Consider the following 25,551-nt stretch of genomic DNA (forward strand, 5'->3'; position numbering starts at 1 on the left):
GAGTGCGGCCAGGCGGCGACGACCGCGGCCGCCGCGAGCACGGGAGGTCACGGGTTCCTCCGATAGCGGGTCTCGCGCAGCACGGCCAGAAGGTAGTCCTCGATCTCGTGGGCGGTGGTGCCGTCCGGCCGGGTCAGCAGGTGTGTCACGACCGCGCCGGTGATGATCTGCTGGACGACGCCCAGGTCGGCGTCGGCGGGGAACCGCCCGCGGTCGCGGTCCCGGATGAGCGCGGCCCGGATCCACCGGTTCCGCGGCTCGACGCTCACCTCCGTGAAGGCCTCCGCGAGCTCGGGGTGGTCGTACAGCTCGGTCATGAGGCGGCGGATGAGCGGCCACCCGCGGCCGGCCGCGGGCGTTCCGAGGGCCTGGGCCCACCAGGAGAGGAGCTGCTCGACGTCGTCGGGCTCGGGGAGCTCGTCCGGCGCCGCGTCGTGGTCGTGGTGGATGGCGGCGATCAGCAGCTCGGTCCGGTCGGCGTAGCGCCGGTAGACGGTCGCGCGTGTGACGCCCGCGCGCTGCGCGACCTGTTCGATGCTGATCGCCCCGATACCGCGCTCGACGAGCAGGTCCAGCGCGGCGTCGAGTATGGCCGTGTCGGCCTCCGTACTGCGTGGACGCCCCGGCGCACCTGAGGTCGGTCCCACGGTCACCACCCGCCAGTCAACAATACAGAACAGTGCTGTATTTTAGTTCGGCCCGGATCGGCCCGCCGCACACGGCGAACGGAACGGCCGCTACCGCGCCGTCTCCGTCCCGTTCGCCCCACCCGGCCTCCGCCGGTCCGCAGCCGGACCGCCCCGGGGGGCACGCCTCAGGCGTCGAAGGGGCTGGCCACCGTTCCCGACTCCTCCAGCGCGGCGAACATGCGCTGCATCGTCTCGGTTTCGTTGAGGTGGGGGAACGGTTCGTCCGGAACATCGGCGCCGAGGAAGTCGCACAGCGGCCCCCAGCCGTCGCGGGCTGAGAACACCAGGAGGCGGTCGGCCGGCGCCGCCGCGCGGACCTGCTCGGTGTGCGTGTTGAACACGTCCACCGCCTCGTCCTCGGTCAACGGGCGGCCGGGTGTCCAGTCCAGGCCCAGCCGCTCCTCGGCCGCCCCCGTCAAGGCCGGCAGGAAGTCGGAGAAGCCCTGCAGCGGACCGGGGAGGCTCCCCGCGTCGATCGCGGACCGGTCGGGGAAGGCGTCGCGGACGCTCTCGTGCCAGCGCCTCGGGTCGCGGACGGTGAGGATGACCTTCGCGTCCGGGTACGTCCGGCTCAGCTCCCGCCAGAAGATGGCGGCGGGGAAGTCCACGGCCGCCCGGTACCCCTCGAACACGTGGTCCCAGTCGGCCGACCCGCCCTCCAGGGCGGGCATCCAACGCTCGATGTGCTCGGGGTGGCTCATCACCTCGAACATGTGGTGGCAGGGGCCGAACCCGAGGCGCTCCAAGGCGGACTTGAGAGAACTGGTGCCCGTGCGCGGCAGCCCGGCTCCGATGACCTTCAGCAATTGCACTCCCTTTCCTGCGGACTCGGGGGAATCGGCGGGATCTCGCTTCCGCCTGTCGCCAATCGTAGGAACTTCCTACGGAAATCCGTAGATGCAGCCTACGGTTAGACTGCGACCACGGCAACAAGGCATCGGGTGGGACGCCATCGAGTGGAGGTGGACTGTGCGGACCGACGCGCGGCGCAACCGCGAGGAGCTCCTGCGTGCGGCGCGGGCGCTGTTCGTCGAGCGGGGCGCGGACGTCGCCCTGGAGGCCGTCGCCCAGCGGGCGGGCGTCAGCATCGCGACCCTCTACCGCAACTTCCCCGACCGTTCGGCGCTCGTGCGCGCCATCGTGCTGGAGGGCATCGGCTCCATGGACCGGGCGGCGCGCCGCGCCCGGGACGGCTTGGCCGAGGACCCCGCAGGAGCCTGGCGCACCTTCGTGGAGACGGCGGCAGGGCTGCAGGCCGGGGTCCTCATGCCGATGCTGGTGCCCATGCTCCCCGACCTGGCCACCGACCCGGAGCTGAGACGGGCCCGCGACGCGGTCGTCGACGCGGTCCGCGACCTGGTCGCCGCGGCGCAGCGGCGCGGCCAGGTGCGCTCCGACGTCGCGGCCGACGAGATCCTGTTGTTGATCATGGCCATCGCGCGCCCGCTTCCCGCCCTGCCCCAGGAGCACGTCCCGGAGTTCATCGATCGCGCACTCGCGGTCGCCGTCGCCGGCTTGCGCCCGGGCAGCGGCCCCGCGCTGCCCGGGCGACCCGTGGCGATGCGGGTCCCCGGTGAGGAGTGCGCGGACCGGCCCGGAGAGTAGCGGGGCGGCCGCGTGCCGGTCAGCGCGGTCGGCCTCCGCTGCAACGGCCGCGGGGCGCGGCAGGAACCGGCGTCCCTGCGGCCCCGCCCGCGCGGTCGTAAGGCCGGACCGCCACCAGGGGGCCGCCGAACGGGCCGGGGAGGGGCCCGGTGCGGGCGGCAGCGGCCCGCACCGGGGGTGCCCCGGTCGGCGCCTATCCGGTGGCGCCCGTCTGCTCCTGCGCGGCCTGCTCCTGGCCTTGCCCCTGTTGGTCCTGCTCGCCCTGCCGACTCTGCTGCCGGGCGTCGTCGGGCGGTGCTGCCGAGACCGACTCGATCTGCTCGGTGAGCTGCTCGGCGGCCTCGGCGGCGCCGGTGCCGCCCGCGGCCTCGGCGCGGGAGGCGGCGGATTCGAGCAGGGAGGCGGCCTTGCCGCTCTCGACGAGGTCGGCGTACATGTCGGCATAGGCCTGCTGGTAGAGCTTCGCGAACGCGTCGTCTGCCATGAACCGCTCGGTGAGCGCGCTGCTGCCGCCCATGCCCATGCCGCCCTGGCCGCCCTCCCCGCCGCCGGGGGCCCGGCCGCCCGGGGGCGCGCCCATGCCCTCGGGCATCCCGCCGCCCTGGGGCGCGCTTCCCTCCTCCGGCACCTGCCCGTCCTGGGGCGCCTGCATCCCTTCGGGCATCTGGCCGCCGCCCATCATGGCGCCCATGCCGCTGAAGGAGAGGTTCAGATCCCACGACAGGACGGTGAAGCGCTCCTTGCCGGTGTCGTACCACAGGTAGTAGTTATTGCCGGGCCCGTCCATCGCGTCGCCGTTGGAGATCAGATCCTGCATCGCGAGGTAGCGGGCGAAGGCGTCCACGTCCAGGTGGTCCTCGAGTTCGCGGGCGAATTCCTCGTCGCTGGACGCATCGACGAACTCCAGCAGCGACATCACCGGCTCCAGGTCGTAGGAGCCCGCGCCGTTGATCTGGTTGAAGGCCTCCTCGTAATCGGTGGGGTCGTCGCCGAGGTAGTCGAAGGACCCTCCGGCGCGGGCCTTGTAGAGGACGCCCTGGCCGTAGGACCGGGCCCAGGCGGCGTCGGGTGCGTCGATGAGCAGGCGCGGCGCGGTGTCGCCGCCGTTCACCCCGAAGGAGGTGAACGAGTAGTCCTGCGTGGTCTGGCCGTCGGCGGCGGTGACGTCGAGGGCGAGGGCCTCGTTGAGGGCGGTGTCGGAGGTGCCCGTCGCCGGGCGCAGGGCGATCTCGGTGTGGCCCTGGTAGGCGCGCCCTTCCTGGAATTCCTCGAAGCTGATGAGCCAGGGGAGCTTCTCGGGCTCGTCCTCGGAGAGCTGGACCATGCCCGGACCGCCGCCCTGCTGCGGGCCCTGGCCCTCGTTCTGCTGCTGGGTCCCCTCCGTCCGGCCCGCTCGGCCCTGCTGCAGGTCCGGCCCCCGACCGTTCTGCTGTTGCGGCGGGCCGCCGGGCACGGCGTCGTCGCCCCGCAGGCTCGACAAGGTGGAGTTGCCCTTCAGCCGCAGGCCCACGTCGTCGATCACAGTGCCGTCGATGGTGATGTCGGCGCTGATGAACTCCTTCTCGCCCTCCTCGCGGAAGGTCTCCATCATGTCGGCGTACTCGTCCTCGTTGTAGGTGACCCGGATGCTGTGCTCGCCGCCGTCGAACACGTCGCCCTCGCCCTCGATGTCGTTCGTGACGGCGTCGGGCGAGACGAGATCGGAGGTGATGTAGGGCCGCACGCGGGCCTCGCCGAAGACCAGCACCAGCGCCAGCAGCGCGGCGCAGACGACGGCGGCGGTCTTCCAGTAGTGGCGCAGCCGCACGGGCAGTCGGTGCCGGAGGCGTCGGCGCGGCGGCCGGGGCCGTGCGGGCGGTTCGTGGTCGTCGGTCGCCGTCATCACATGTCCGTCTGGTCGTATCCGGTCAGCACGGTGGCCTTCTGGCCGGCGTTGAGGGTGCGCAGCCGCTCGATGACCTCACCCGGCGTGACGCCCTTCTTCAGCCGGGCCGAGTAGGCGAGCTCCAGCAGGCTGCCGCCGCGCACCGACTCGGTGCTGATCAGCTCGAACTCCTCGGTGGCGGCGACGAGCACGTCCTCGATCGCACCGGTGTAATCGCCCTCGTCGGCCGGGACCTGGACCTTGACGACCTGGCGCTGGACGTTCAGCGAGAACCAGTTGAACCGGTGCATGAGCAGGATGACGGCGCAGATGACGACGGTGGCGATGACGGCCAGGGTGTAGAACCGGGTACCGCAGGCCATGCCCAGCCCCATCACCAGGAAGATGAACCCGACGTCGCGGGTCTCCTTGATGGCGTTGCGGAAGCGCACCACTGACAGGGCGCCGACGAGGGCGAACGCGCGGGCGATGTTGGAGCCCACCACCAGCATGATCAGGGCGATGAGCATGCCCAGGATGATCAGCGTGTGCACGTAGCTCTGGCTGTAGGAGATGTTGCGGTGAGTGGCGCGGTAGGTCCAGGCGACCACCACGCTGGTGGCGAACGCCAGGGCCAGGGACAGGACCACGTCCATCACGCTGAAGGTGCCGGACAGGTCGGTGATGCCGAAGTTGAGGTTCATGGCTGGTATCGGTGCCTTCTCACGGGTTCACGGGTTCACGGCTTCGGGGGGAGCGGTCCGTCGGCGGGGGAGGGGCGCGGCGCTACATCTGCCAGGGCTGCGGTGCGCTCATCGGCCGCGACTCGCCCACCGGGTCCTCCTCGGGCACGTGGAAGACCGAGCGGGGCGCCTTGCCGAATGCCTCGACGCTCTGGCAGTACTTGGAGATGCGCTGGACCTGCAGCCCGTGGCGTGCGGCCATGTCGGTGATCCAGTAGGGCGCGCGCTCGTTGGCCTTGACCTCCATGACCGCATAGCGCGGGCTGATGATGTAGCGGCTCTCGGCTTCGGCGCGCACGTCGAAGTCGCGGTCGCGGCCGCGGACCCGGTGGTCCAGGGTCACGCGCAGGCCCAGGTCGGCGCCGGTGCCGACGTAGGGTTCGCGCCGGTAGCCGGTCATGGCGCTGGGGCGCAGGTCCAGCCGGTGCAGCAGGTCGAGGACCTCGTCGACGAAGGGCTGGGCCCGGGGATGCTCGACCCGTCGCCGGCGGTCGCACAGGGCGCGGGCGTCACCGTAGGGAAGCAGGACGCGGCGCTTCTGGGTGACCCGGTTGACGCGCTGCTTGATCTCGACGGAGACCATGGTGTCGTCGCTGCCGGTGCCCGTCTCGCCGTAGCGCCGGATGCGCAGTTTGCGGCGGAACTTCAGGCCCTCGATCTTCTCCCAGTAGAACCGCAGACGCCGGGTGTCGTAGTAGAGGCTCCACACGCCGTAGCCGTCGGGCCCGGCGTTGGCATCGGACTCCATTCGGGCGGTGAGCTCGGCGCGGACGTCGCCGACCTGCTCGACGGGAACGAGGTACTTGAGCTCGTACCGGTTGAAGGCGTGCAGCCTGCTGGGAGCGCGGAAGCGGTGCCCGGCCTCGGCGGCGCCGGGTTCGCCGGCGGTCGCATCACCGGTCCCGGGCGCCTCGGGGCCCGGTCGCAGCGTCGTCATGCGGTCTCCCTCCGTCGTCGATGACCACGCAGGGAACGAAAACCGACCGGGCCGTGAACAACGGCAGAGCTTCCTGATAAAAGTCTGAGGCTCCCACCGGGACCGCAGGTCACGCCGGAAGGCCGGCGGTGAGTAAGAATTCGGATAAGGGTCTCGGCGGGGCGGTTCCGTTGGTCCGTCGGAGGGCGATGATCCTAGGCTGCAACGGCGCAGTGTCACCGCTCGACCACTCCGCCGGTCCCCCGGACCGGAGCGCCACCGCGAAGACACCCCGACCTGAGTACGCCCACTCACGTCCCCGGGCCCGGCGGTGCGATGGAATCGGGGCATGACTCACTCGCGAGTCGTAGCCCCGGGCGAAGTCGCCTGCGCCCGGGCGCTCGACCTTGATGACGCGCGCGCCGAGGTCGGCCAGTTGGCGGCTGGCGTAGGGAGCGGCGATGGCCTGCTCCAAGGACACGACGGTTACTCCGCGAAGCGGCTGCATGGCCTCTCCGCTTGGTGTGGGTGCGGTGGACGCGGGCTGCGAGGGGTGGGCGGGTGACTCCGCCGCGCGCTCAGGCGACGAGGCTGATCGCGGACACGATGACCAGGGAGACCACCGACGCCAGAGTGGTCACGAAGGTCAGCGCCTTGAGCGTGCCCCGGGTGGTGACGCCCAGCAGCGACTGGAACATCCAGAAGAAGCTGCTGTTGACCTGCAGCGCGAACAGCGCGCCGGAGTCGATGGCCAGACCCGGCACCTGCGGGGGCAGGTCCAGGCTGCCCTTGATCGCGGCCGCACACGGGCGACCTGCGCGGGGCGCGGAACACCGGGTGCACGCGGCTGCACGCCGACTCCGAGGGGTGCGGTGGGGGTGCTCGCAGGCCGCCGGACACGGCGGGGGTGCAGGGATGTGTGCTACATCGCACACCCGCCTCTGTGTGCCGCGACACAGACCCGGCCATGCAACACGACCAGGGCGGATTGCGGTAGACGTCGGATTGCGAGATGCGCATAAGCGGTGCTTATACCGCACCGCGTGCCCGCACGGTCGCCGGGTGTGTCCGGCGCTTGCCGCGTGCTCGTAGGATAAGTGCCCGAACGCGCCGTGTGGCGGGGATTGGGCTCCGATTCCCGACATCGGGTGTGCCCGCCTCACGCGTCCTGCCACCCCCGGGAAGGACCGATGAACGCCGACACCCCCTCGCCGGACCCCGTGCACGGGTCGGCGCCCACCCCCATCGACACCTCGGTCCCGCACTCGGCCCGGGTTTGGAACTACTGGCTGGGCGGCAAGGACAACTACGCCGCCGACCGCGAGGCCGGCGACCAGTTCCTCCAGCGCTTCCCGCAGGTGCCCGCATTCGCCCGCCAGGGCCGCGGCTTCCTCATGCGCGCGGTGACCTACCTCGCCCGCGAGGCCGGCATCCGCCAGTTCCTCGACCTGGGAACGGGCATGCCCACCGCCAACAACACCCATGAGGTCGCCCAGGCCCACGCGCCCGAGTCGAGCATCGTCTACATCGACAACGACCCCCTGGTGCTGGCGCACGCCCACGCCCTGCTCGTCGGAACGCCCGAGGGCACGACCGACTACATCCACGCCGACATACGCGACCCCGAGACCGTCGTCGCCATGGTCCGCGAGCGCCTCGACTTCGACCGGCCGATCGCCCTGGTCCTGATGGGCGTGCTGGGCCACATCGACGCCGACGAGGTCCCCCGGATCATCAGCGCCCTCGTCGAGGCCCTGCCCGGCGGCAGCTATCTCGCGCTGTGGGACGGCACCGACACCGACCCCGGTGTGCTGGCCGCGCTGGAGGAGTACAACGCCAACGCGCCGCTGCCCTACCGGCACCGCAGCCCGGAGTGGATCGCGTCGCTCTTCGACGGCCTGGAGGTCGTCGAGCCCGGCCTGGTCCCCTGCCCGCAGTGGCGCCCCGCCCCCACCGAGGTGGGGACCGACTCTGGCGCGCCGTCCGGCGCCCCTTCCCTGGCCGGGGTCGGCCGCAAGCCCTGACGCGCCGGGCACTGCGACGGCCGAAGCGGGGAGCGGCGGCAGTGCGTCGGCCGGTCCGAGCCGGCACGTCCGCGCCGCTCCGCCCACCGTCGGCGCCTCACCGGTGGGCGCGGTGCATGTCGGCGGTGTGCAGGGCGCTGTGCGCCCGCCAGCGGCCCACCTCGCGGCGCAGCCGCAGTTTGGCCGCCGCAGGCTCCGCGGAGGCCGAGTCCCACAGGTCGACCGACTCGCCGGGGTCGGCCGCGAGGTCGAAGAGCTGCCCCTCCTCGCCGCTGCGCCGTCCTCGCCGCACATGGCCGTGGAGTACGTCGGCCGCGCCCTGGCCGAGGAGGTGGCCGCGGCGGTGAAGGACGGCGACGCGCTGGGGGTCGCCTGGAGCAGTACCACCGTCGCCATGGCCGACGCCCTGTCGCAGCTGCGGCCGTGCTCGGTGGTCCAGCTCGCCGGCGCCATCTACCCGCCGTCGGGCATGCCCGGATCGGTCGAGATCACCCGCCGAGAGGCTGGCGGGCAGTCCGCATACCACCGTCGATCTTGTAGCTATCGTGAATGGCAATCGATTTCCATCACGATAGCTACAAGATCGGCGGGGCGGGGTTGAATCGTCCCCACGCCACGAAGGCGGCCAGGACGACGTAGACCAGGTTGCCCAGGATCTGCTTGCCCTCGCCCCGGCGCGCGTGCACGATGATCGCGCCGGCCATGACCAGCACGAGGCCGACGGCGGCCAGCGGCACCAGGACGGGCGCGACACCGAGTGCGGCGGGCAGGACCAGGCCCGCGGCGGCCAGGACCTCCAGGGCACCGATCGCCTTGATGGCGCCAGGGCTCCAGTCCTCGGCCCACCGGCCGGTCCGCACAGTGATGATCTTCTCCTTGGGAACGACGATCTTGAGCGCACCGCCGGCCCCGAAGGCGAGGGCCAGCAGTCCGGCGACGATCCACAGCGCGAGGTCCATCGGGTCTCCTGGAAATGCAGCAGGCGTATCCGTCGCGCATGAGACGCCGGCGATCGGATACTTGTGACACCGCCCGCTGCGGTGTCACAGAACCGCGGAGGCCGGCGTCTCGTGGGTGGACACGCCCAGGAGAAGCGACAGGAGCACGGCATGGCCCACTCAGGCCCGGATGACGGGGCGAACAGGAACGACGGCGCGGACCACGCGACGCAGGCCTTCCTGGCCCACCGCAACCTGCTCTTCACCGTCGCCTACGAACTCCTCGGCTCGGCCGCCGACGCCGAGGACGTCCTCCAGGAGACCTGGTTGCGGTGGGTCGGCGTCGACCTCGCCGCGGTGCGGGACCGGCGCGCGTACCTGGTGAAGATCACCACACGCCAGGCGCTCACCCGCCTGCGCACGCTCGGCCGGCGCAAGGAGACCTACGTCGGGCCCTGGCTCCCCGAACCGCTGCTGACCGCGCCCGACGTGGCCGAGGACGTCGAGCTGGCCGAGAGCATTTCTACGGCGATGCTGCTGGTCCTGGAGACGCTCACGCCGACCGAGCGGGCGGTGTTCGTGCTGCACGAGGTGTTCGACTTCGGCTACGACGAGATCGCCCAGGCCCTCCGCAAGAACGTGCCCGCGGTACGCCAGATCGCCCAACGGGCCCGGTCCCACGTCGCCGCGCGCCGCCCCCGCGCCGCCGCGTCGCCGGCGGAGACGCGAAGCGTGACCGCGGCCTTCCAGCGCGCGGTCGAGACCGGCGACCTCCAGGGGCTGGTCGACCTGCTCGCCCCCGACGTCGTCGCCCTGGCCGACGGCGGCGGGATCAAGCAGGCGCTGCCCCGGCCGATCACGGGTGCCGACCGGGTCGCCCGCGTGCTCAAGGCCGGCCTGGACCGGGTCGGCGCCGCATTCGCGGTCGCCCCCGTCCACGTCAACGGCTGGCCCGCACTCGCGTTCCTGCTGGACGGGAGGATCGACAGCGTCATGAGCATGCGCGTCGAGGACGGCCTGGTCACCGCGATCTACACCGTCCGCAACCCCGAGAAGCTGTCCCGCATCGAGCAGGAGACCGCGGTGAGCCGCTGAGCAGGGGCACGCGGCGCGCGACGGACCGCCGGCGCGGGCGCAGATCTCTGCACCCTCACCAGCGCAGCAGGACCAGGTCGGCGGAGAACCCGGGGCCGAGGGCCATCAGCAGGCCGGGTTCGCCCGCGGGCGGACGGCGGTCCGCGATCGTCTCCTCCAGCACATGCAGCACCGACACCGACGACAGGTTGCCCAGCCGCCTGAGCGAGCGCCAGGTGATGTCCAGTTCGCCGTGGTGGAGGCCGAGGACGTCGCCGATCTTCTCGAGCACCTTGGGGCCGCCGGGGTGGCAGACCCACGACGACACCTGCCTCGGCGAGAGCCCGTGGTCGCCGAGGAACGAGGCCACGTCGTCGGCGAGGACGGCCTCGACCTGGTCCGCCAGGTCGGGGGCCAGGATGGTGCGGAATCCGTGCTCGCCGATGTCCCAGCCCATGAGGCGTTCCGTGTCGGGGTAGAGCTTGCTGCGGGAGGCCGCGACCCGGGGGCCGTCCCAGGACGTGCCGCTCCGTTCGGCGGCCCTGTCCCCGAGCGCCACCACGGCCGCGGCCGCGTCGCCGAACAGGCCGCTGGCCACCAGGTTCGCGGTGGAGGTGTCATCGCGCTGCAGAGTCAGCGAGCAGAGCTCGACGCACACGAGCACGGCCGTCTGGTCCGGCCAGCCGTGCAGGTGGTGGTGCAGCTGCGCCAGGCCGGCGGCGCCCCCGGAGCAGCCCAGCCCGAACAGCGGGACGCGATCGACGTCGGCCCGCAACCCGACGCGCTGGGCCAGGCGGGCGTCCAGGGTCGGGGTGGCGACGCCGGTGGAGGTGCACACGAGGATCCGGTCCACATCGCGCGCATGGGTCCGCGCCTGTGCGAGGACCTCCCGAATCGCGCGTTCGCCCAGGTCGAGTGCGTTGTCGATGAAGGCGTCGTTGGCGGTGCCGAAGTCGTCCAGGTCGCGGTAAGCCTCGATCGGCCACACCAGCGGTCGCCCGGTCACCTGGGTGGCGGCGTGGAACCGGCGCACCAGGCGCTCGTCGGCGTTGGTCCACCGTGCGACGGCGTCGGTGATCTCCTCCTGGCTGTAGTAGTGCTCCGGAAGCACGGTTCGTACGGCCGCGACACGCATCATCGCTCCCAGGTCTGCTCGGGGGCCCACCTCGACACGGCCCCCACCGCGCCGCCGGGTCCGCTACCCGTGAGCCAAGTCGCGAAGCGCCACGCGGCCGGGTCCGCCGAGGAGCCGCGGCGACGGGTGCGGCAGGGGCGCGCGCTCCGGCGGACCCGCGGGCCTCGCGGCGCGGGTGCCTAGTCCGGGGCCTCGCCCCAGAGGAAGTCGGAGATCCGGGTGGCCTTGGCCTGCATGTGCTGCAGCGCGTCGGGGATGCGGTCCCGGCCGAACCGGTAGCGCGGGCCGTCGACCGTGAGGATCGCGGCGAGGCTCCCCGAGGAGTCGCGCACCGGCCGGGACAGCGAGAGCAGGCCCTCCTCGAACTCGTTGTCGATCACCGAATAGCCCTGCTCGCGGACCTCGCACAGTTCCTTCAGCAGAGCATCGCGGTCGGTGATGGTGCGGGGGGCGAAGGAGTCGAGCCGTTCCGGGAGGAGCGAGGTGACCTTCTCCTGCGACATCTCCGCCAGCAGCACCTTGCCGGTCGAGCTGGCGTGCAGCGGGAAGTGCCGGCCCACCTGCTTGCCCATCGCGACTCCGACCAGGTGCGAGCTGTCGGCCTGGGCGATCAGCTCCAGACCGTCGTCGCCCACGGTGACGGACAGGGTCACCGTCTCACCGAGTTCGGCGGCGAGCTCGTCCAGGACGGGGTGGACCCTCTTCACGACCCCGGAGTAGGGATCGGCGATCTTGCCGAGCCGGGCCAGTTCCCACCCGAGGATGTAGTTGTTGTCCACGCGGTCGACGAAGCCGTTCTGCTCCAGGCTGTAGAGGAGGCGGAACGCCGTGGGGCGGGCGATGCGCGTCGCGGCGGCCAGGGTCGTGGCCGTCGCGCCGTTGGGGTGCCCGGCGAGTTCCCGAAGCAGGCGGACGGCTTTGACCACGGACTTGTTGGTCATGTCCGCCGGTTCGGGTGAGTCGCCCATGGGGTGGCCTCCAGCTCGTCCTCGCCCGCACATAGCGGGACGCATTGCAGTTCCCACTGTATCGGGGGGACCAGGGACGACGTGTTGCGCGCACGTCGCCGGCGGTGGCGCCGACCTCGGCGCCACCCCACGCCGGATCCCTGCGGCACGGTGTGCGCCTGCGCGGCCGATCGGGGCGGACCTTTCTGATTCCTCTTTCGAGAAAGGCCGGCAGGCACCGAATTCACAATGTGTGGAATACACGCGCAGAAAAGAACGGAACGGAATGCGCGTCGCCGGGTCCGGGGACGGGACAAGCGATTCCGCCATCGGGTTCCGGCGCGAAAGCGCTTCGCGTTCGCGGCCCGGGTGGCCCGGGTGGGCCGGCTCCTCGGGCGGCGCAGGCCCACCCGGGCACCGGCCCGGCTTTCGGGCCGGTGCCGCACGCGCCGGACCGGGCTTCGCGCGCTCGCACCGCCGCGGGCCCCGCGGCTTTCGGGGCGGCCGGGGGGCGGGAGGCCCAGGTTCGGGGAGCGGCGGACCCGCCCCTGCCTCAGGTACGGGTCGGCCCGGTGGCGCCGGCCCTCCGACCGGCCGCGGCGGCGACGTCGGCCGCCGTGCGCAGGCCGCTCTCGATCGCGCCGTCGATGAACCCGGGCCACAGGTCGGCGTGGTCGCTTCCGGCGAAGTGCAGGACGCCCTCGGCGCTGCGCTGCCGGTCCCGGTGCCGGGTGAGCTGGTGCGGGCGGTGGATGAGCCACGTCTCCTTGGAGTGCGGGTCGGCCATCCAGTCGTGCCCGGTGACATCGAGGACCTCCAGGTCGTCCCGCCAGACGCGGAGGGCCTGCTGGACCGCGGCGCGGTCGTCGGGGGAGATCCGCTGCGCGTCCGCCCCGAAGGAGACCAGGACGGCGTCGTCCTCCCCGAGGAACTCGGTGCGTACGACGGAGAGCGGGTGGTGCGCCGAGGAGTAGGCGAAGAAGGGGGCGACCGGGCCGCGCACCCGGATCCACACCTTCACCCCCTGGGACGCGGTCTTCTCGCGGCCGGCGGCGAGCTTGTCCTCCGGGAGCCCGGGGGACAGGCCCAGGTCCGGGAGGATGTTCTGCGGCAGCGTCACGACGACCCGCTCCGCCCCGATCTCGGTGCCGCCCGCGGTGGTGACCACCGCACCTTCGGGACCGTGGTCGATCCGCTCGACGGGGCACGAGGTGCGGATGTCGGCCCGGGCTTCGGCGGCGATCGCCGAGACCAGGGCGCGGGTCCCGCCGGCCAGCCGGAAGACGGCCGAGGCCTCGTGCATCAGGTGCCAGGACCCTGCGGTGGCCGCGGTCCACCGCAGGGCGCTGCTGAAGCCCGCCTGGTCCAGCGGGGCGTTGAGGTGGCCGACCCAGGCGGCCTCGTTGGCGTTGCGCTCCTCCACCGGCAGGTCGAGCTCGTCGAGCTTCTCCTGCACGGTGGCGCCGTCGAGGGCGCCGATCCCGGGTGCCGATGTCGGCAGGTCCGGCCGGGGGATCGCCTGCATGGTCCCGGCCGTAAGGCGTCGCATGCCCGGGTCGATGAGCTCCATGAACGCGTCGAGTGAGCCGGTGCGGACCTCGTCGCCGGCCAGCCAGTAGGCCTTCTCGGGGCGCGGCCCGCGGGTGACGGGCAGGCCGTGGCGGGTGATCTCGGCCCAGACGTGCGGCTGCACCCAGTGGACCCACGTGCCGCCGATCTCCAGGGGGCGGCCGAGGCGCTCGTCGGTCCATACGCGCCCGCCGAGCCGCTCCCGGGCCTCCAGGACGGTGACGCGGAGCCCGGTGCGGCCCAGCTCGCGGGCAGCCACCAGGCCGGCGATTCCGGCCCCGACGATGACGACGTCGCTCTTCTCCTGCATGGCTGCCCCTCTCGGGTGCTTCGGATCTCTCGGCGTGCAGGCCGACGAAGGGCGGCCCCGCCGGATCGCCGGTCGGGCGCCTGCCCGGCGAAGACGAAACGGGGACCGTCGATCATCGGCGGATGTCGGGACAACGCACCGGGAAGCGGGATACCGCTGCGCTAGGCGTTCATTTAATGGACATGACGTTCATTTTAAGAAGCTATCGCTGGCACCGTCAAGGCCCGGCCCCGGCCTGCGGGGGAGCGCGCAGTCCGGCTCGCGGAGGGGCGCGCAGTGCCTCGGCGATGCGCCGCGGCCGCCCTGGCGCAGTGGTCCGCGTCGGCGGCACGGGGCTCGGAGGCGGGGTGTGCCGTATGGGGTCGCGCCCCTGATCAACTGCGGTGTCCACCTGCCCTGCCAGGCGGCCTCGCAGGCGTGCGCAGGCAGTGGGGGCCGCTGGCGGGCGGGGCGTCTTCGACCGGATGTCGGATCGGACGGCGACCGGTGGAGATTCTCTCCGGCGCATCTTGACGGCTCGGAACGGCCGATCGTACTGTGCGTTCAATGACGTTCATATAGTGGCTTTCGTGTTCATTTATTGAACAAAAGGGGGGTCAATGTCCCACGAGCGGATGCGGCTGTTCGCCTTCGACTTCAACGGGCCGGCGCACCTGTCGGCGGGTCTGTGGCGGCACCCGGACGACCGGGGTGCGCGCTACACCGACGTCCGTTACTGGACGGAGTACGCGAAGCTGCTGGAGGAGGGCCGCTTCGACGGCCTGTTCCTGGCCGACAACGCCGGGTACCACGACGTCTACGAGGGGAGCGCGGACGCGGCCCTGCGCGATGCGGCGCAGGTTCCGGTCAACGACCCGGCCCTGGTGGTGTCGGCGATGGCGAGCGCCACCACCCACCTGGGATTCGGCATCACCGCCTCGACCTCCTACGAGCACCCCTATGCGCTGGCTCGGCGCTTCACCACGCTGGACCACCTCACCTCCGGGCGCATCGGCTGGAACCTGGTCACCTCCTACGCCGAGAGCGCGGCGCGGAACATGGGGACCGGCCGCCAGGTCCCGCACGACCAGCGCTACGACATGGCCGCGGAGTACCTGGAGGTCTGCTACAAGCTCTGGGAGCAGTCCTGGGAGGAGGACGCGGTCCGCCGCGACCGCGGCGAGGGGGTCTATGCGGACCCCTCGCGCATCCACGCGATCGAGCACCGGGGCACCTACTTCACCGTGCCGGGCTTCTTCCTGTGCGAGCCGTCGCCGCAGCGCACCCCCGCGATCTTCCAGGCCGGAGGTTCGTCGAAGGGCCGGGCCCTGGCGGCGGCCAGCGCGGAGGCGGTGTTCGCCAACGCGACGTCGATGAGCGCGCTGAAGCGGCAGGTCGACGACCTGCGTTCGCAGGCCGAGGCGGCGGGGCGGGATCCGGAAGGCGTCCGGGTCCTGCAGATGCTGACCGTCGTCTGCGCGCCGACCGACGAGCAGGCGCAGCAGCGCTACGAGGAGTACCGCCGCCTGGTGAGCTACGCGGGCGCGATGGCCCGCTACAGCGGCTGGACCGGCCTCGACATGGCGCAGTTCGACCCCGACGTCCCGCTGCGGCACGTCAAGACCGACGCCGGGCAGACCATGGTCGACATCTTCTCCGCGGCCGACCCCGACCGGGACTGGACCCCGCGCGACATCGCCGAGTACATCGGCGTTGGCGGGACCGGGCCGACGCTGGTGGGCTCGCCGGCCACCGTAGCGGTGCAGATGCAGGAGTGGATGCGCCGGACCGGTGTCAGCGGCTTCAACATCGGCCACGCGCTCAAGCACAGGGACATCGCGGACTTCATCGAGCTGGTCGTCCCCGAGCTGCAGCGGCGCGGACTGGTGTGGGAGGACTACGACGGCTCCACCCTGCGCGAGAAGCTCTACGGCCCCGGTGCGACCCGCCTCCGCGACGACCACCCCGGAGCGGGCTACCGCGCGCGCCGACCGCAGGGCGTCGGCGCCTAGAACCCCAGTGCACGCATCGACAGGAGGTGTGGTCCATGTCGACGTTCGAGTCAGCGATCTCCCAGCAGCACTACCGCAGCGTCATGGGGCGCCTGCCCACCGGAGTGGCGGCGGTCACCGGCCTGGATGAGGACGGCGAGGAGCTCGGCCTCATCGTCGGGACGTTCTCCTCGCTTTCCCTGACACCGCCGCTGGTGACCTTCAGCGTCGGCGCGACGTCCTCCACGTGGCCCAGGATCCGGCGCCGGCGGTACTTCACGGCGAACGTCCTCGCCAGCGACCAGACCCACGTGTGCCGCGCGCTGTCGCGCAAGGGAGCCGGCAAGTTCGAGGGCCTGCACTACACGAGCGGCCCACTGGGGACGCCGCACCTGCCGGAGTCGATCGCCTGGATCGACTGCGAGGTGCAGGCGGAGGTCGCGGTCGGCGACCACTTCATGATCGTCGGCAGCGTGGTCTCGATGGAGTCGGCCGCGGGGGAGCCGCTGCTCTTCCAGGCCGGCGAGTTCGGCCGGTACGCCGGCCTGTCCGAAAGCGCAGCGGTAGCGGGTTAGGAGTGGGCATGCACGACGACCGGCGCCGGAACCTCCTCGACGCCTGGCACGCCGCCTGGGGAAACGGCGACGTCGAGGCCTTCGAACGCCTCCTCGCCAGCGGGTACGTGCGCCACACCAAGACCGGATCGGAGGGGGTCGAATCGGTCAGGTCCGCCATCGAGTCCTCGCAGAAGGCCTTTCCGGACCTGCGCACCGAGATCCTCGAAACCGTCGAGGAGGGGGCGGTCCTCGCGCTCCGCTGGCAGAGCCGGGGGACGCACACCGGGGAGTTCATGGGCGTGCCGCCCACGGACCGGATGGTGACCGTGACCGGTGCGTCCTTCTGCCGCTTCGAGGGCGCGCTGCTGGCCGAGGAGTGGGTCGTCTGGGACCCGCGCGAACTCCTGTCGGCGATGAACATCTGGGCGCTGGGCTCCCGCACCGAACGCTAGGAGCCGTGTGGGTGTGCGACGAGCGTGCACCCCGGCCGCTGCGGGGGCGGTCCCCGCCCGAAGCCGACCGACCGGAAAGGAAGGGCGCCGCCATGCGCGTGCTCGCGATCATCGGGTCGCCCGCTGCGGGCGGCCGGTCCACCGCCGCCGCCCGTGCGGTACTGGACGGAGCCCGCGCGGCGGGTGCCGACACCGAGGTCCTCGAACTGTCCGGAGCCGCCGGTCCCGAACACGCGGTCGCGGCGCTGGACCGTGCGGACGGAGCGGTCTTCGCGGCTCCCGTCTACCGCGCCCGCGCCGCCTATCCGCTGAAGTCGTTCCTGGACGCGGTGCCGCGGGGGATGTGGGGGGAGACGGCCGCGCCGCTGCAGGGCAAGGCGTGCGCGGTCGCGCTGACCGGAGCGGGTTGGCACCACTTTCTGGCCGTCGACGACCTGCGCGGCGTCCTGGCCGGCTTCTTCGCGGCGCAGGTGTTGTCACCCGGGCTCTACCTGCCGCAGAACGCCTTCGCCGATCGCGAGCGCCTGCTCGGGGACGCGGCGGACCTGGCGGGCGCACACGGCGCGGCGCTGGTCGACCTCGTCCGCGCTGTGCGGGACTCCACGGCGCTCGGCGCCCTGCGGCCGCTCGCCTGAGACCGCCGGGCGTCGTGCCGGGGCCGCCGAAGCGCCCTCGACCGGCACCGCGGCCCCCTAGAGGAGTCGCCGCGCGGCGTCGAGCAGCGGTGTGCGGTAGCTGCGCCCGAACAGGCAGACGTGGGCGAGCAGCGGGTGCAGCTGGTGCAGCGGGACGCGGGCGCGCCAACCCTCGGTCAGCGGAAAGGCCTCATCGTAGGCGGCGAGAATCCGGTCCAGGTGCGGAGCACCGAACAGCTGCAGCATGGCGAGGTCGGTCTCACGGTGCCCGCCGTGGGCAGCGGGGTCGATGAGCACCGTCCCCTCGGGGCTCCACAGCACGTTGCCGCTCCACAAGTCGCCGTGGACGCGCGCCGGGGGCTCGCCCGGCCCTGCGAGGCCGTCGATGCGCGAGAGGACGCGTTCCAGTTCCGCCGCGTCGGCGGAGTCCAGGAATCCCCGGTCGCGGGCGTCGCGCAGGTAGGGCAGCAGGCGGCGTCGGGCGTACCACTCGGGCCACCGCTCTCCGGGAGTGTTGTCCAGGGGCAGGGTGGCCAGCCACCCGGGCCGGGATGCGCCGAAAGACGGCGCCCCGGCGCGGTGGGTGAGCGCCAGGCGCCGGCCCAGCTCGGCGGCGGCATCTGCGCTCGCGCCGTGCTCGCGCACGAGCTCCAGCACCAGCACTCCGCCGTCGGCGGCGAGCACCTCGGGTACGGCGGCCCCTCCGGCGGCCTCGGCGAGCCAGCGCAGCCCGGCGGCCTCGGAGCCCAGCGCCTCGGCGTAGCCGTCGGCGACCTTGGCGAAGAAGGGGCGCCCGTCGGCCAGCTCGCCGCGGTGCAGCGTCCATGCATGCGAGGAGCCCAGCGGCGTGCAGGAGCGCACCCCGGTGGAGGCGGCCGCGGCGATTGCCGCCGCCGGCGAGGGCGCGGAAGTCGGCTGGGGCATGGGCGTGCTCACTGGGGCCGGGTGCCGGTTTCGGACACACGGTACCGCCGCGAGCCGCACGGGGCCGCCGGGCGGCGGTCGCGGGGCGCGGCCGGTCCCTCGCGGCCGTGCGGCGGCCCGCAGCGGGGACGGGCCGGTGCACCGGGTGCCGATTCCATGTTCGGCGCTCCATTCGACTAAGTTGGCCTCGCCGAACATCGCGGATCCCAGCGGCACGGAGGTCAGGCGTGGGACTGCTCGACTCCCCGACCGGCGCGGCACGTTCGACGACGTCGCGCCTGCGTTCGGGCGTCGCCCTGCTCGGTCCGGCGTTCGTCGCCGCGATCGCCTATGTCGATCCGGGCAACGTCGCCACGAACGTCGCCGCCGGCGCGTCCTACGGCTACCTGCTGGTGTGGGTCATCGTGGCGGCCAACGCAATGGCCTTCCTGGTGCAGTACCTCTCAGCCAAGCTCGGGCTGGTGACCGGCCGGTCCCTGCCCGAGGCGCTGCGCGAGCGCATGCCGCGCTCCGCCCGGCTGGCCTACTGGGCCCAAGCGGAGGTGGTCGCCATGGCCACCGATCTGGCGGAGGTGCTGGGCGGGGCGATCGCACTGCGCATCCTCTTCGACGTCCCGCTGCTCCTCGGCGGCGTGATCACCGGGGTGGTCTCGCTGGGGCTCCTGACGCTGCAGAACCGCTACGGCCAGCGCCCCTTCGAGCGCGCCGTAACCGGGCTGCTGGCCGTGATCGCGCTGGGGTTCATGGCAGGACTGGTGGTGGAGCCGCCTTCGGCCTCCGGCGCCCTGGGCGGACTCGCACCGCGGTTCGCGGGTGGCGAGAGCGTCCTGCTGGCGGCCGGCATGCTCGGGGCCACCGTGATGCCGCACGCGGTATACGTGCACTCGGCGCTGGCGCGCGACCGGCACGGGCGCCGGCGCGGGCCGTTCCTGCAGCGGCTTCTGGACGCCAACAAGGTCGACGTGGGGGCCGCCATGCTGCTCGCCGGCGCGGTCAACCTCGCCCTCCTGCTGCTGGCCGCGAGCGCGCTCCAGGGCAGTGAGACCGGCGAGTCGCTGGAGGGCGCCCACGCGGCCGTGAGCGCGAACCTCGGACCGGCCGTCGGGCTGCTGTTCGCGATCGGGCTGCTGGCCTCCGGGCTCTCCTCGACGGCGGTGGGCTGCTACGCGGGCGCCGTGGTGATGGACGGCCTGCTGCGGCGGCGCCTCCCGTTGTTCGCGCGCAGGCTGATCACCCTCCTGCCGGCCCTGGCCGTACTCGCCCTGGGGCTGGATCCCAGCCGCGCCCTGGTCCTCTCGCAGGTGGTGCTGTCCTTCGGCATCCCTTTCGCGCTGGTGCCCCTCGTCGTCCTCACGGCCCGGCGCGACGTCATGGGCGAGTACGCGAACGGGCGCGCGGTCACGGCCGCGGCCGCGGCCGTCGCGGTGGCCGTGGTGGCCCTCAACGCCGCGCTCGTCTACCTCACCGCGACCGGGAGCTGAGCGGGGAGACGTCCGCCGGGTTGCGGCGGTGCGGCGGGGCCGCGGCCGGGTTCGACTCCGCAGGACCGCCGGCGGGGTCGAACGGGGCAGCAGGGTTCGGACGGGCGCGCGTCAGGCGCGCGGTTCCGCGGGGGCGGAGACGACGGTCAGGGTCCCGGCGGTGCCGTCGATCTCGACGATTTGGCCGTCGACGATCCGTCGTGCCGCGTCCTCGATGCCGACGAGGCAGGGTTTGCCGTACTCGCGGGCGACGAGTGCGCCGTGCTGGAAGCTGCCGCCGGTCTCCAGGACGATGCCCGCTGCGTTGACGAACAGGGGCGTCCAGCCGGGATCCGCGGCCCGGGCGACCAGCACCTCTCCGGGCAGCACGGGCTTCTCGCCGACGTGGCTCAGCACCTTCGCCGGCCCCGACGCCAGGCCGGGCGAGACCCCTTCTCCGGCCAGCACGTTCGCGTCCGGTGCCCGGGGCGCGGGCCGGGGGATGCGGCCGCGGGAGTCCACCGCGACCGGGAACCCGGCGCCCGGCAGCCGCCGGACGAGCCTGCGATAGCGGGTGTTGGCGCGGGCGCGGGCGCGCAGGTCCGCCTGCGGCGCGCCGGGCGCCTCGGGTGCGTGGTCGAGGTCGTCGCAGGTCAGGTCGAATACCTGCTCGGCCGCGTCCAGCAGTCCGGCCGCGGCGAGCCCGCGACCGGTTTCCAGTGCGCGTCGGCGCACCTGGTAGCCGTCCCGGACCAGCTGGTACTTGTGGATCTCCCGGAGGCCGCCGAGAAGCTCGGCGGCACGGTACAGCCGTTTCACGAGCCGCGCCTTCAGCGGGTTGCGGGTTTCGTCGAGGAGCCGGCGGTAGGCGTCGCGCCGTTCGCGGCGGCGCCGCTCGCAGGCCTGCCGCGGGTCCTCCTGCGTCTCCGCGTCGAGCAGCGCGTAGTTGCGCATCTGCTCCAGTACCGGCCCGGGGTCGTCGGCGTAGCGGGGGGGCGGCGAGGTCCAGTTCGTCGGGGCCGCGGAACCCGTAGTCGGCCATGAACGCGTCCCACCGGTCCAAGAACGCCTGCGGGAGTTCCCGTGCGCCGATCCGGCGGGCCAAGGCCGCGGGATCGGAGTAGGCGTCCGGGCCCGCGTGCTCCTCCAGCGAGCGCGCGAGGTCGTAGAGCGAGAGTCCCATCTCGACGGTGGTGTTGTCGGGCATCGAGCGCAGCGCGGTGTCGAGGCGCCGTCGCTGCTCGGCCGGGCCTCGCCGGTAGAGCGCCGTGAGCAGGGACGTCGCCGCCTCGGCCGCGGCGGTGAGGGGCAGCCCTTCGCGGACGAGCAGGCGGACGGCCGGCCTCATGGTCTGCTCGCCCAGGTGCCGGAGCGACGGCGCGGCGCGCTCCACGCCGGCCACACGGCGGCGATGCCGGGTGACGGCGGTGGTATAGCGCCGCCGCGCCCGCTCGGGAGCCGCCAGCGCGCCCAGCGTCCTGGCGAGGAGGCCGGAGGAGCGTGCGACCGTGCCCGCGACCGTCCGTGCGGCGTCCGCCGGTGCCGGCCGCGCCGCGGCCCTGCGGTAGTACCGCGCGTCGATGTTGCGCATGGTCCGCGCCGCGTGGACGTCGAGCGCCGCCAGGGACCGCGCCAGCCGCTCGGTGCCCAGCCACAGCACGTCCGACGCGTTCAGGTACCACCGGCCGCCCACGGTGCTCATGAGGCCGCCGCCGTCCCGCGTCGGAAACCGCCGCCCCGTGACCTGCCGGACCATCTCGACGACGGCGTCGGCCATCCACTGCTCGCCGAGCACCGACAGCGGCTCCTGCATCCCCTCTTCGAGCAGCGTGGTGTCCAGGTAGAGCCGCCGTGGCGCCCCCGGTGCGGTGCGCAGTTCCTCCGGCACCGGGAAGTAGGAGGTGACCGGGCGCGCCTGCAGCAGCGAGAGCCTGCCGTCGGCGGTGTAGGCCCATTCGACGTCGACCGGGGCGGCGGTAAGCGCTTCGGCGCGCTCGACCATCCGGGCGAGGGCCGCGGCCTGCTCGGCTGTCAGGGCGCACTGCGAGTGGTCGCCGCCCTCGGCGCGCCTCTCCACCGAGCCGCCCTCGGGCCGGGACCACAGCGAGGTCTCCTTGGCGCCGGGCCTGGTCTCGACAAGGCGTCCCGTCGCCTTGTCCACCACGAACCGGTCCGGTGTGGCGCTGCCCGAGACCACGGTCTCGCCCAGCCCCCGGTTGGCCTGGATCACGACCTCGTCGTAGTCGTTGTTCTGCGGGTTCAGGGAGAAGGCGACGCCCGCCGCGGCGCTGTCGAGCTGGCTTTGCACGACCACCGCTATCTCCGCCGCGGCGGGATCGAACCCGCGCTGGCGCTTGTAGGAGACCGCCGGAAACCCAACGGCGGAGAGGAACACCGTGCGCAGAGCCGCGGCCAGGGCGTCCGGCCGGACACCCAGGACGCTCTCGTAGACCCCGGCGAAGGACGCTCCCGCGAGATCCTCGTGCGGCGCCGACGAGCGTACGGCCAGCAGCGGCGCCCCCGGGGCGCGGTCGGGCCCGGGGCCCGCGCCCGCCAGCCCGCGCAGCGCCTCGGAGAGGTGCCGTTCCTGCCCGGGCGCCAGTGCCAGCTCCCCGCCCGCGGCCTGCAGATCGGCGGTGCGCGCGCGCAGGTCGTCGTCAGAGGGGGAGTCGGCGCCCACGGCTTCGGCGAAGCCGGTCCACGCACGGGTGGTGCGCAGGCGTTCGAGCCACGGTCGGAAGAACGCCGTGGTCAGCACGAAGCCCGGCGGTACCGGCAGCCCGGCGCGGGTCATGTCGATCAGTGCCGCGCCCTTGCCGCCCACCTGCGCTGCAGGGGGGTGTTCGGCCGTCGTGAAGGTGTACAGCGCTGCGTCCAATTCTTCCCTCATCGTCGTCCTTCCGGCGAGGGGTCGGTCCTAGCTAGGTCTCCAGCAGGGCGCGCAACGTAGCGAAGGCGCCGACGGTGTCGGTGGCGGGGTCGAGCAGTCCGTGCAGCACCAGGCCGTCGCCGGAGGCCGCCAGCAGGGCCGCCACCGCGTCGGGGTCGGCGTCGGCGCGCACCGCCCCCCGCTCCTGCTCGGCGCGGACCAACCCGCTCAGCAGGCGCCGGTACTCGGCCAGCAGGGCGGTCACGCGCTCGGTCAGCTCCGGGTCCCGTCCGGCTTCGCGCAGGGTCTCGACGAGTACGCCGGAGAGCACCCGCTCGGCATCCCCACGGCGGGCCACCGCAGCGGTGATCAACTCGATGAGCTGGCTCAGCGTCGTCACGGCCGCCAGTTCGCCGATCGGAAAGGCGGCCTCGACCGTCTCCAGCGCGGCCTCGGCGAGCAGTTCCCGCTTGCCGCGGAAGTGGTAGCTCACCGCCCCCAGCGGCAGCCCGGCCCGTTCGGCCACCGCCCGCGTGGTCACCCGCCCCCAGCCCACCTCGGCGATCAGAGCGGCGGCGGCGGTGAGCAGCCGCCGCCGCGTCTCCGCGGACCGCGTTCGCGCCGGAGGGTTTTGTTCAAATGAACTGTTCACTTGTACAAAACTAGCAGGACGACCGCGCCGCCGGCGACCCCGCGGTTGCGACGGCTCTGTCCTCCGCGGCGGAGGGACGTGTCAGACGGCGGCGCGCTCCCCGACGGGGCGGCGGCGGAGGCTCGGCTGCCGTAGAGCCGGCGGTACGTAGGCCTGGTCGAGCGTGCCGACGTCGGTGCCGGGCGGGACGATCTCGTCGATCCGGTCGAGGATGTCGCCGGTGAGGGCCACGTCGACGCCGGAGAGGAGGTCGTCGAGGTGGCTCATCGTGCGCGGCCCGACGATCGCGGCGGTCACGCCGGGATGGGCGGTCGCGAACGCCATGGCGAGGTGGGTCAGCGACAGGCCCGCCTCCTCGGCGAGCGAGACGAACCGCTCCACGGCGTCGAGGCGGCGCTCGTCGTTGAGGTGATCGAAGAGGCCGGCGCGGCGGAGCCCGTTCTGCCGGCCCTTGCGGACGCGCCCGGTGAGCAGGCCCTGCCCGAGCGGCCCCCAGACCAGCGTGCCCATCCCGTGGTGCTGCGCGGTCGGCAGCACCTCGCGTTCGGCGCCGCGGTCGAGGAGCGAGTACGGCGGCTGCTCGGTGCTGAACCGCTCCAGACGGCGCCGCTCGGCGGCCCACTGGGCTTCGACGATGCCGGAAGCGGGCATCGTGGACGTCCCGATCGCGCGGACCTTGCCGCTGCGGACCAGGTCGGAGAGCGCCGAAAGCGTCTCCTCGATGTCGGTGTCGGGGTCGGGCCGCTGCAGCTGGTAGAGGTCGATGCGGTCGGTCCGCAGGCGGCGCAGCGAGTTCTCGACCGCGGTCGTGATCCAGCGCCGGGACGCCCCCTGCCGGTTGGGACCGGCACCCATCGGGCGGCCGACCTTGGTCGCGAGCACCACGTCGTCCCGCCGCCCCTTGAGCGCCCTGCCGACGATCTCCTCGGAGTCGCCGTAGGCGTCGGCGGTGTCGACGAGGTTGATTCCCGCGTCCAGTGCTCGATGGATGATGCGGACCGAGTCGTCGGGGTCGGGGTTGCCGACGGACGTGGCGAACATCAACGCCCCGAGTGCATAAGGGCTGACCTTGATGCCGGTCCTGCCGAGTGTGCGGTACTGCATGGCGGCGATGGCCTTTCGTAGCAGAGGGATCCGAACGTCCGGCGGTGCCGGCGGCACGTGCCGACAGCACCGCCGATCCGGGAACGGCAGAGGCGGCCGCACCGCTGCGCGCCGCGTCGCGTCCGCTGGCGCCGACGGTCTGCCGAGCCGGATCCCAGCCTGCGGCGTTGCGGGCGCAGGCGGAAGAGACGCCTTGTCCGGGGACGGGCGGTCCCTGGATGCGTCCGGCGCCGCAGATGCATGGTGGGGGTGTGGACCGAACCGAGCTGGCCGATTTCCTGCGCCGCCGCCGAACGCGGCTCGCCCCTGCCGACGTGGGGCTGCCGCCGGGCGCGCGGCGCCGCACCCCCGGGCTGCGCCGAGAGGAGGTTGCGCAGATCGCGGGCATGTCCACCGACCACTACACGCGGTTGGAGCAGGCCCGCGGCTCGCGCCCGTCCCGCCAGATGCTCGCGGCCGTCGGCCGCGCGCTGCGGTTGAGCGGCGACGAGCGGGACCACCTCTTCCACCTGGCCGGCGAGGAGCCCCCGCGCGGCCGGCCGACGTCGGCACACGTCCGCCCCGGACTGCTCCTCGTCCTCGACCGGCTGACCGACGCTCCCGCCCAAGTGGTGACCGACCGCGGCGACCTCCTCGCCCAGAACGCGATGGCCAAGGCGCTCCACGGCGACGCCTCCGCCCGTCCCGCGTCCGAGCGCAACGTCGCCTGGCGCTACTTCACCGACCCGTCCGCGCGGGAGCTCATCCCGACTGAGGACCGCGACCGCGCCGCCCGCACGGCGGTGGCGGACCTGCGCGCCGCACTGGCCCGCCGCCCGGACGACGTGCGGCTGGCGGAGCTCGTGCGCCGGCTCCGCTCCCGAAGCGAGGAGTTCTCGGCCTTGTGGGACACCCACGAGGTCACCGTGCGCCGCGCCGACGTCAAGCGCTTCCTGCACCCGGTCGTCGGCCTGGTGGAGCTGGACTGCGAGGTGCTGCTGAGCCCTGAGCACGACCAGCGGCTGGTCGTCTACACCGCCCGCCCCGGCAGCGAGTCCCGCGAACGGCTGGAGCTGCTGCGCGTGATCGGGCTTCAGGACCTCACCCGCGGCTGAGCCGCAGAGCGGGGGCCGCC

25 protein-coding genes and 2 pseudogenes are annotated in these 25,551 nt (G+C 72.9%); 10 read left to right on the top strand and 17 right to left on the bottom strand.

The annotated features are described in order from the left end of the window. Window positions 1-47: 47 nt before the first annotated feature. The gene (locus tag RM446_RS01905; RefSeq protein WP_311543301.1) at window positions 48-647 is read right to left on the bottom strand and encodes a TetR/AcrR family transcriptional regulator; all 600 of its coding nucleotides are present in this window, start codon (window positions 645-647) and stop codon (window positions 48-50) included. A gap of 167 nt (window positions 648-814) precedes the next feature. Beyond that, window positions 815-1,501: a sulfotransferase family protein gene (locus RM446_RS01910; protein WP_311543302.1), complete on the bottom strand. Its 687-nt coding sequence runs from the start codon at window positions 1,499-1,501 to the stop codon at window positions 815-817. Window positions 1,502-1,658: 157 nt separating this feature from the next. Here RM446_RS01910 and RM446_RS01915 point away from each other — a divergent pair, with 157 nt between their 5' ends. Further along, the gene (locus RM446_RS01915) at window positions 1,659-2,294 is read left to right on the top strand and encodes a TetR/AcrR family transcriptional regulator (RefSeq protein ID WP_311543303.1); all 636 of its coding nucleotides are present in this window, start codon (window positions 1,659-1,661) and stop codon (window positions 2,292-2,294) included. Between the two features lie 193 nt (window positions 2,295-2,487). On the opposite strand, the gene RM446_RS01920 is transcribed toward RM446_RS01915, so the two are convergent. The 5 genes and pseudogenes from RM446_RS01920 to RM446_RS01940 all read right to left on the bottom strand — a co-directional run bounded on the left by RM446_RS01920 (window position 2,488) and on the right by RM446_RS01940 (window position 6,581). Then, the gene (locus tag RM446_RS01920) at window positions 2,488-4,176 is read right to left on the bottom strand and encodes a CotH kinase family protein (protein ID WP_311543304.1); all 1,689 of its coding nucleotides are present in this window, start codon (window positions 4,174-4,176) and stop codon (window positions 2,488-2,490) included. Further along, window positions 4,176-4,862, bottom strand: coding sequence for a DUF4956 domain-containing protein (locus RM446_RS01925; RefSeq protein WP_311543305.1), 687 nt, complete (start codon window positions 4,860-4,862; stop codon window positions 4,176-4,178). The genes RM446_RS01920 and RM446_RS01925 overlap by 1 nt, the downstream gene beginning before the upstream one ends. An 82-nt stretch (window positions 4,863-4,944) precedes the next feature. Next, window positions 4,945-5,838, bottom strand: coding sequence for a polyphosphate polymerase domain-containing protein (locus RM446_RS01930; RefSeq protein WP_311543306.1), 894 nt, complete (start codon window positions 5,836-5,838; stop codon window positions 4,945-4,947). 334 nt (window positions 5,839-6,172) lie between these two features. Continuing rightward, window positions 6,173-6,325, bottom strand: a pseudogene (locus tag RM446_RS01935) (CoA transferase); the annotation flags it as partial. A 70-nt stretch (window positions 6,326-6,395) separates the two neighbouring features. Continuing rightward, complete coding sequence (locus tag RM446_RS01940) at window positions 6,396-6,581, bottom strand: GntT/GntP/DsdX family permease (RefSeq protein ID WP_311543307.1); 186 nt, start codon at window positions 6,579-6,581, stop codon at window positions 6,396-6,398. Between the two features lie 426 nt (window positions 6,582-7,007). Between RM446_RS01940 and RM446_RS01945 the strand changes: the two genes are divergently transcribed. Beyond that, entirely contained in the window at window positions 7,008-7,841 is an 834-nt protein-coding gene (locus RM446_RS01945) for an SAM-dependent methyltransferase (protein ID WP_311543308.1), read from the top strand. A gap of 97 nt (window positions 7,842-7,938) precedes the next feature. Here the strand turns inward: RM446_RS01945 and RM446_RS01950 are convergent, their stop codons facing one another. Further along, a complete protein-coding gene (locus RM446_RS01950; protein WP_311543309.1) occupies window positions 7,939-8,133 on the bottom strand; it encodes a hypothetical protein in 195 nt (64 codons plus the stop codon). On the opposite strand from RM446_RS01950, the gene RM446_RS01955 reads away from it, so the two are divergent. Further along, window positions 8,134-8,442 (top strand): sugar phosphate isomerase family, encoded by a 309-nt coding sequence (locus RM446_RS01955; protein WP_311543310.1) that lies wholly within the window; start codon window positions 8,134-8,136, stop codon window positions 8,440-8,442. It abuts the gene before it with no gap. Here the strand turns inward: RM446_RS01955 and RM446_RS01960 are convergent. Next, a complete protein-coding gene (locus tag RM446_RS01960; RefSeq protein ID WP_311543311.1) occupies window positions 8,417-8,800 on the bottom strand; it encodes a DoxX family protein in 384 nt (127 codons plus the stop codon). The genes RM446_RS01955 and RM446_RS01960 overlap by 26 nt on opposite strands. Window positions 8,801-8,950: 150 nt before the next feature. Here RM446_RS01960 and RM446_RS01965 point away from each other — a divergent pair, with 150 nt between their 5' ends. Then, entirely contained in the window at window positions 8,951-9,874 is a 924-nt protein-coding gene (locus tag RM446_RS01965) for an RNA polymerase sigma-70 factor (protein WP_311543312.1), read from the top strand. 55 nt (window positions 9,875-9,929) lie between these two features. Here RM446_RS01965 and RM446_RS01970 read toward each other — a convergent pair whose 3' ends face one another. The 3 genes from RM446_RS01970 to RM446_RS01980 form a co-directional block, all read right to left on the bottom strand. After that, entirely contained in the window at window positions 9,930-10,991 is a 1,062-nt protein-coding gene (locus RM446_RS01970) for a type III polyketide synthase (RefSeq protein ID WP_311543314.1), read from the bottom strand. Between the two features lie 176 nt (window positions 10,992-11,167). Continuing rightward, complete coding sequence (locus RM446_RS01975; protein WP_311543315.1) at window positions 11,168-11,956, bottom strand: IclR family transcriptional regulator; 789 nt, start codon at window positions 11,954-11,956, stop codon at window positions 11,168-11,170. A gap of 532 nt (window positions 11,957-12,488) precedes the next feature. Beyond that, window positions 12,489-13,814, bottom strand: coding sequence for a flavin monoamine oxidase family protein (locus RM446_RS01980; protein ID WP_311543316.1), 1,326 nt, complete (start codon window positions 13,812-13,814; stop codon window positions 12,489-12,491). A gap of 599 nt (window positions 13,815-14,413) precedes the next feature. Between RM446_RS01980 and RM446_RS01985 the strand changes: the two genes are divergently transcribed. The 4 genes from RM446_RS01985 (at window position 14,414) to RM446_RS02000 (ending at window position 17,428) form a co-directional block, all read left to right on the top strand. Beyond that, window positions 14,414-15,805, top strand: a complete 1,392-nt coding sequence (locus RM446_RS01985; protein ID WP_311543317.1) for an LLM class flavin-dependent oxidoreductase — start codon at window positions 14,414-14,416, stop codon at window positions 15,803-15,805. Window positions 15,806-15,840: 35 nt separating this feature from the next. Then, the gene (locus RM446_RS01990) at window positions 15,841-16,359 is read left to right on the top strand and encodes a flavin reductase family protein (RefSeq protein WP_311543318.1); all 519 of its coding nucleotides are present in this window, start codon (window positions 15,841-15,843) and stop codon (window positions 16,357-16,359) included. A gap of 8 nt (window positions 16,360-16,367) precedes the next feature. Continuing rightward, a complete protein-coding gene (locus tag RM446_RS01995) occupies window positions 16,368-16,793 on the top strand; it encodes an ester cyclase (protein WP_311543319.1) in 426 nt (141 codons plus the stop codon). Window positions 16,794-16,885: 92 nt separating this feature from the next. Beyond that, window positions 16,886-17,428, top strand: a complete 543-nt coding sequence (locus tag RM446_RS02000) for an NADPH-dependent FMN reductase (protein WP_311543320.1) — start codon at window positions 16,886-16,888, stop codon at window positions 17,426-17,428. Window positions 17,429-17,485: 57 nt separating this feature from the next. On the opposite strand, the gene RM446_RS02005 is transcribed toward RM446_RS02000, so the two are convergent. Further along, entirely contained in the window at window positions 17,486-18,352 is an 867-nt protein-coding gene (locus tag RM446_RS02005) for a fructosamine kinase family protein (RefSeq protein WP_311543321.1), read from the bottom strand. A 227-nt stretch (window positions 18,353-18,579) separates the two neighbouring features. On the opposite strand from RM446_RS02005, the gene RM446_RS02010 reads away from it, so the two are divergent. After that, window positions 18,580-19,833, top strand: coding sequence for an Nramp family divalent metal transporter (locus RM446_RS02010; protein WP_311543322.1), 1,254 nt, complete (start codon window positions 18,580-18,582; stop codon window positions 19,831-19,833). A gap of 111 nt (window positions 19,834-19,944) precedes the next feature. Here RM446_RS02010 and RM446_RS02015 read toward each other — a convergent pair whose 3' ends face one another. From RM446_RS02015 to RM446_RS02025, 4 genes and pseudogenes are all read right to left on the bottom strand, one after another. After that, window positions 19,945-20,766, bottom strand: coding sequence for a PEP-utilizing enzyme (locus RM446_RS02015; protein ID WP_311543323.1), 822 nt, complete (start codon window positions 20,764-20,766; stop codon window positions 19,945-19,947). 1,003 nt (window positions 20,767-21,769) lie between these two features. Further along, window positions 21,770-22,702 (bottom strand): annotated as a pseudogene (locus RM446_RS24820) (PEP/pyruvate-binding domain-containing protein); the annotation flags it as partial. Window positions 22,703-22,733: 31 nt separating this feature from the next. Beyond that, the gene (locus tag RM446_RS02020) at window positions 22,734-23,333 is read right to left on the bottom strand and encodes a TetR/AcrR family transcriptional regulator (protein ID WP_311543324.1); all 600 of its coding nucleotides are present in this window, start codon (window positions 23,331-23,333) and stop codon (window positions 22,734-22,736) included. Between the two features lie 81 nt (window positions 23,334-23,414). Further along, window positions 23,415-24,437: an aldo/keto reductase gene (locus RM446_RS02025; protein ID WP_311543325.1), complete on the bottom strand. Its 1,023-nt coding sequence runs from the start codon at window positions 24,435-24,437 to the stop codon at window positions 23,415-23,417. 251 nt (window positions 24,438-24,688) lie between these two features. On the opposite strand from RM446_RS02025, the gene RM446_RS02030 reads away from it, so the two are divergent. After that, the gene (locus RM446_RS02030) at window positions 24,689-25,531 is read left to right on the top strand and encodes a helix-turn-helix transcriptional regulator (RefSeq protein WP_311543326.1); all 843 of its coding nucleotides are present in this window, start codon (window positions 24,689-24,691) and stop codon (window positions 25,529-25,531) included. Window positions 25,532-25,551 lie beyond the last annotated feature (20 nt).

Origin of the sequence: Streptomonospora wellingtoniae (genome assembly GCF_031845375.1) — a bacterium.
GTDB lineage: Bacteria > Actinomycetota > Actinomycetes > Streptosporangiales > Streptosporangiaceae > Streptomonospora > Streptomonospora wellingtoniae.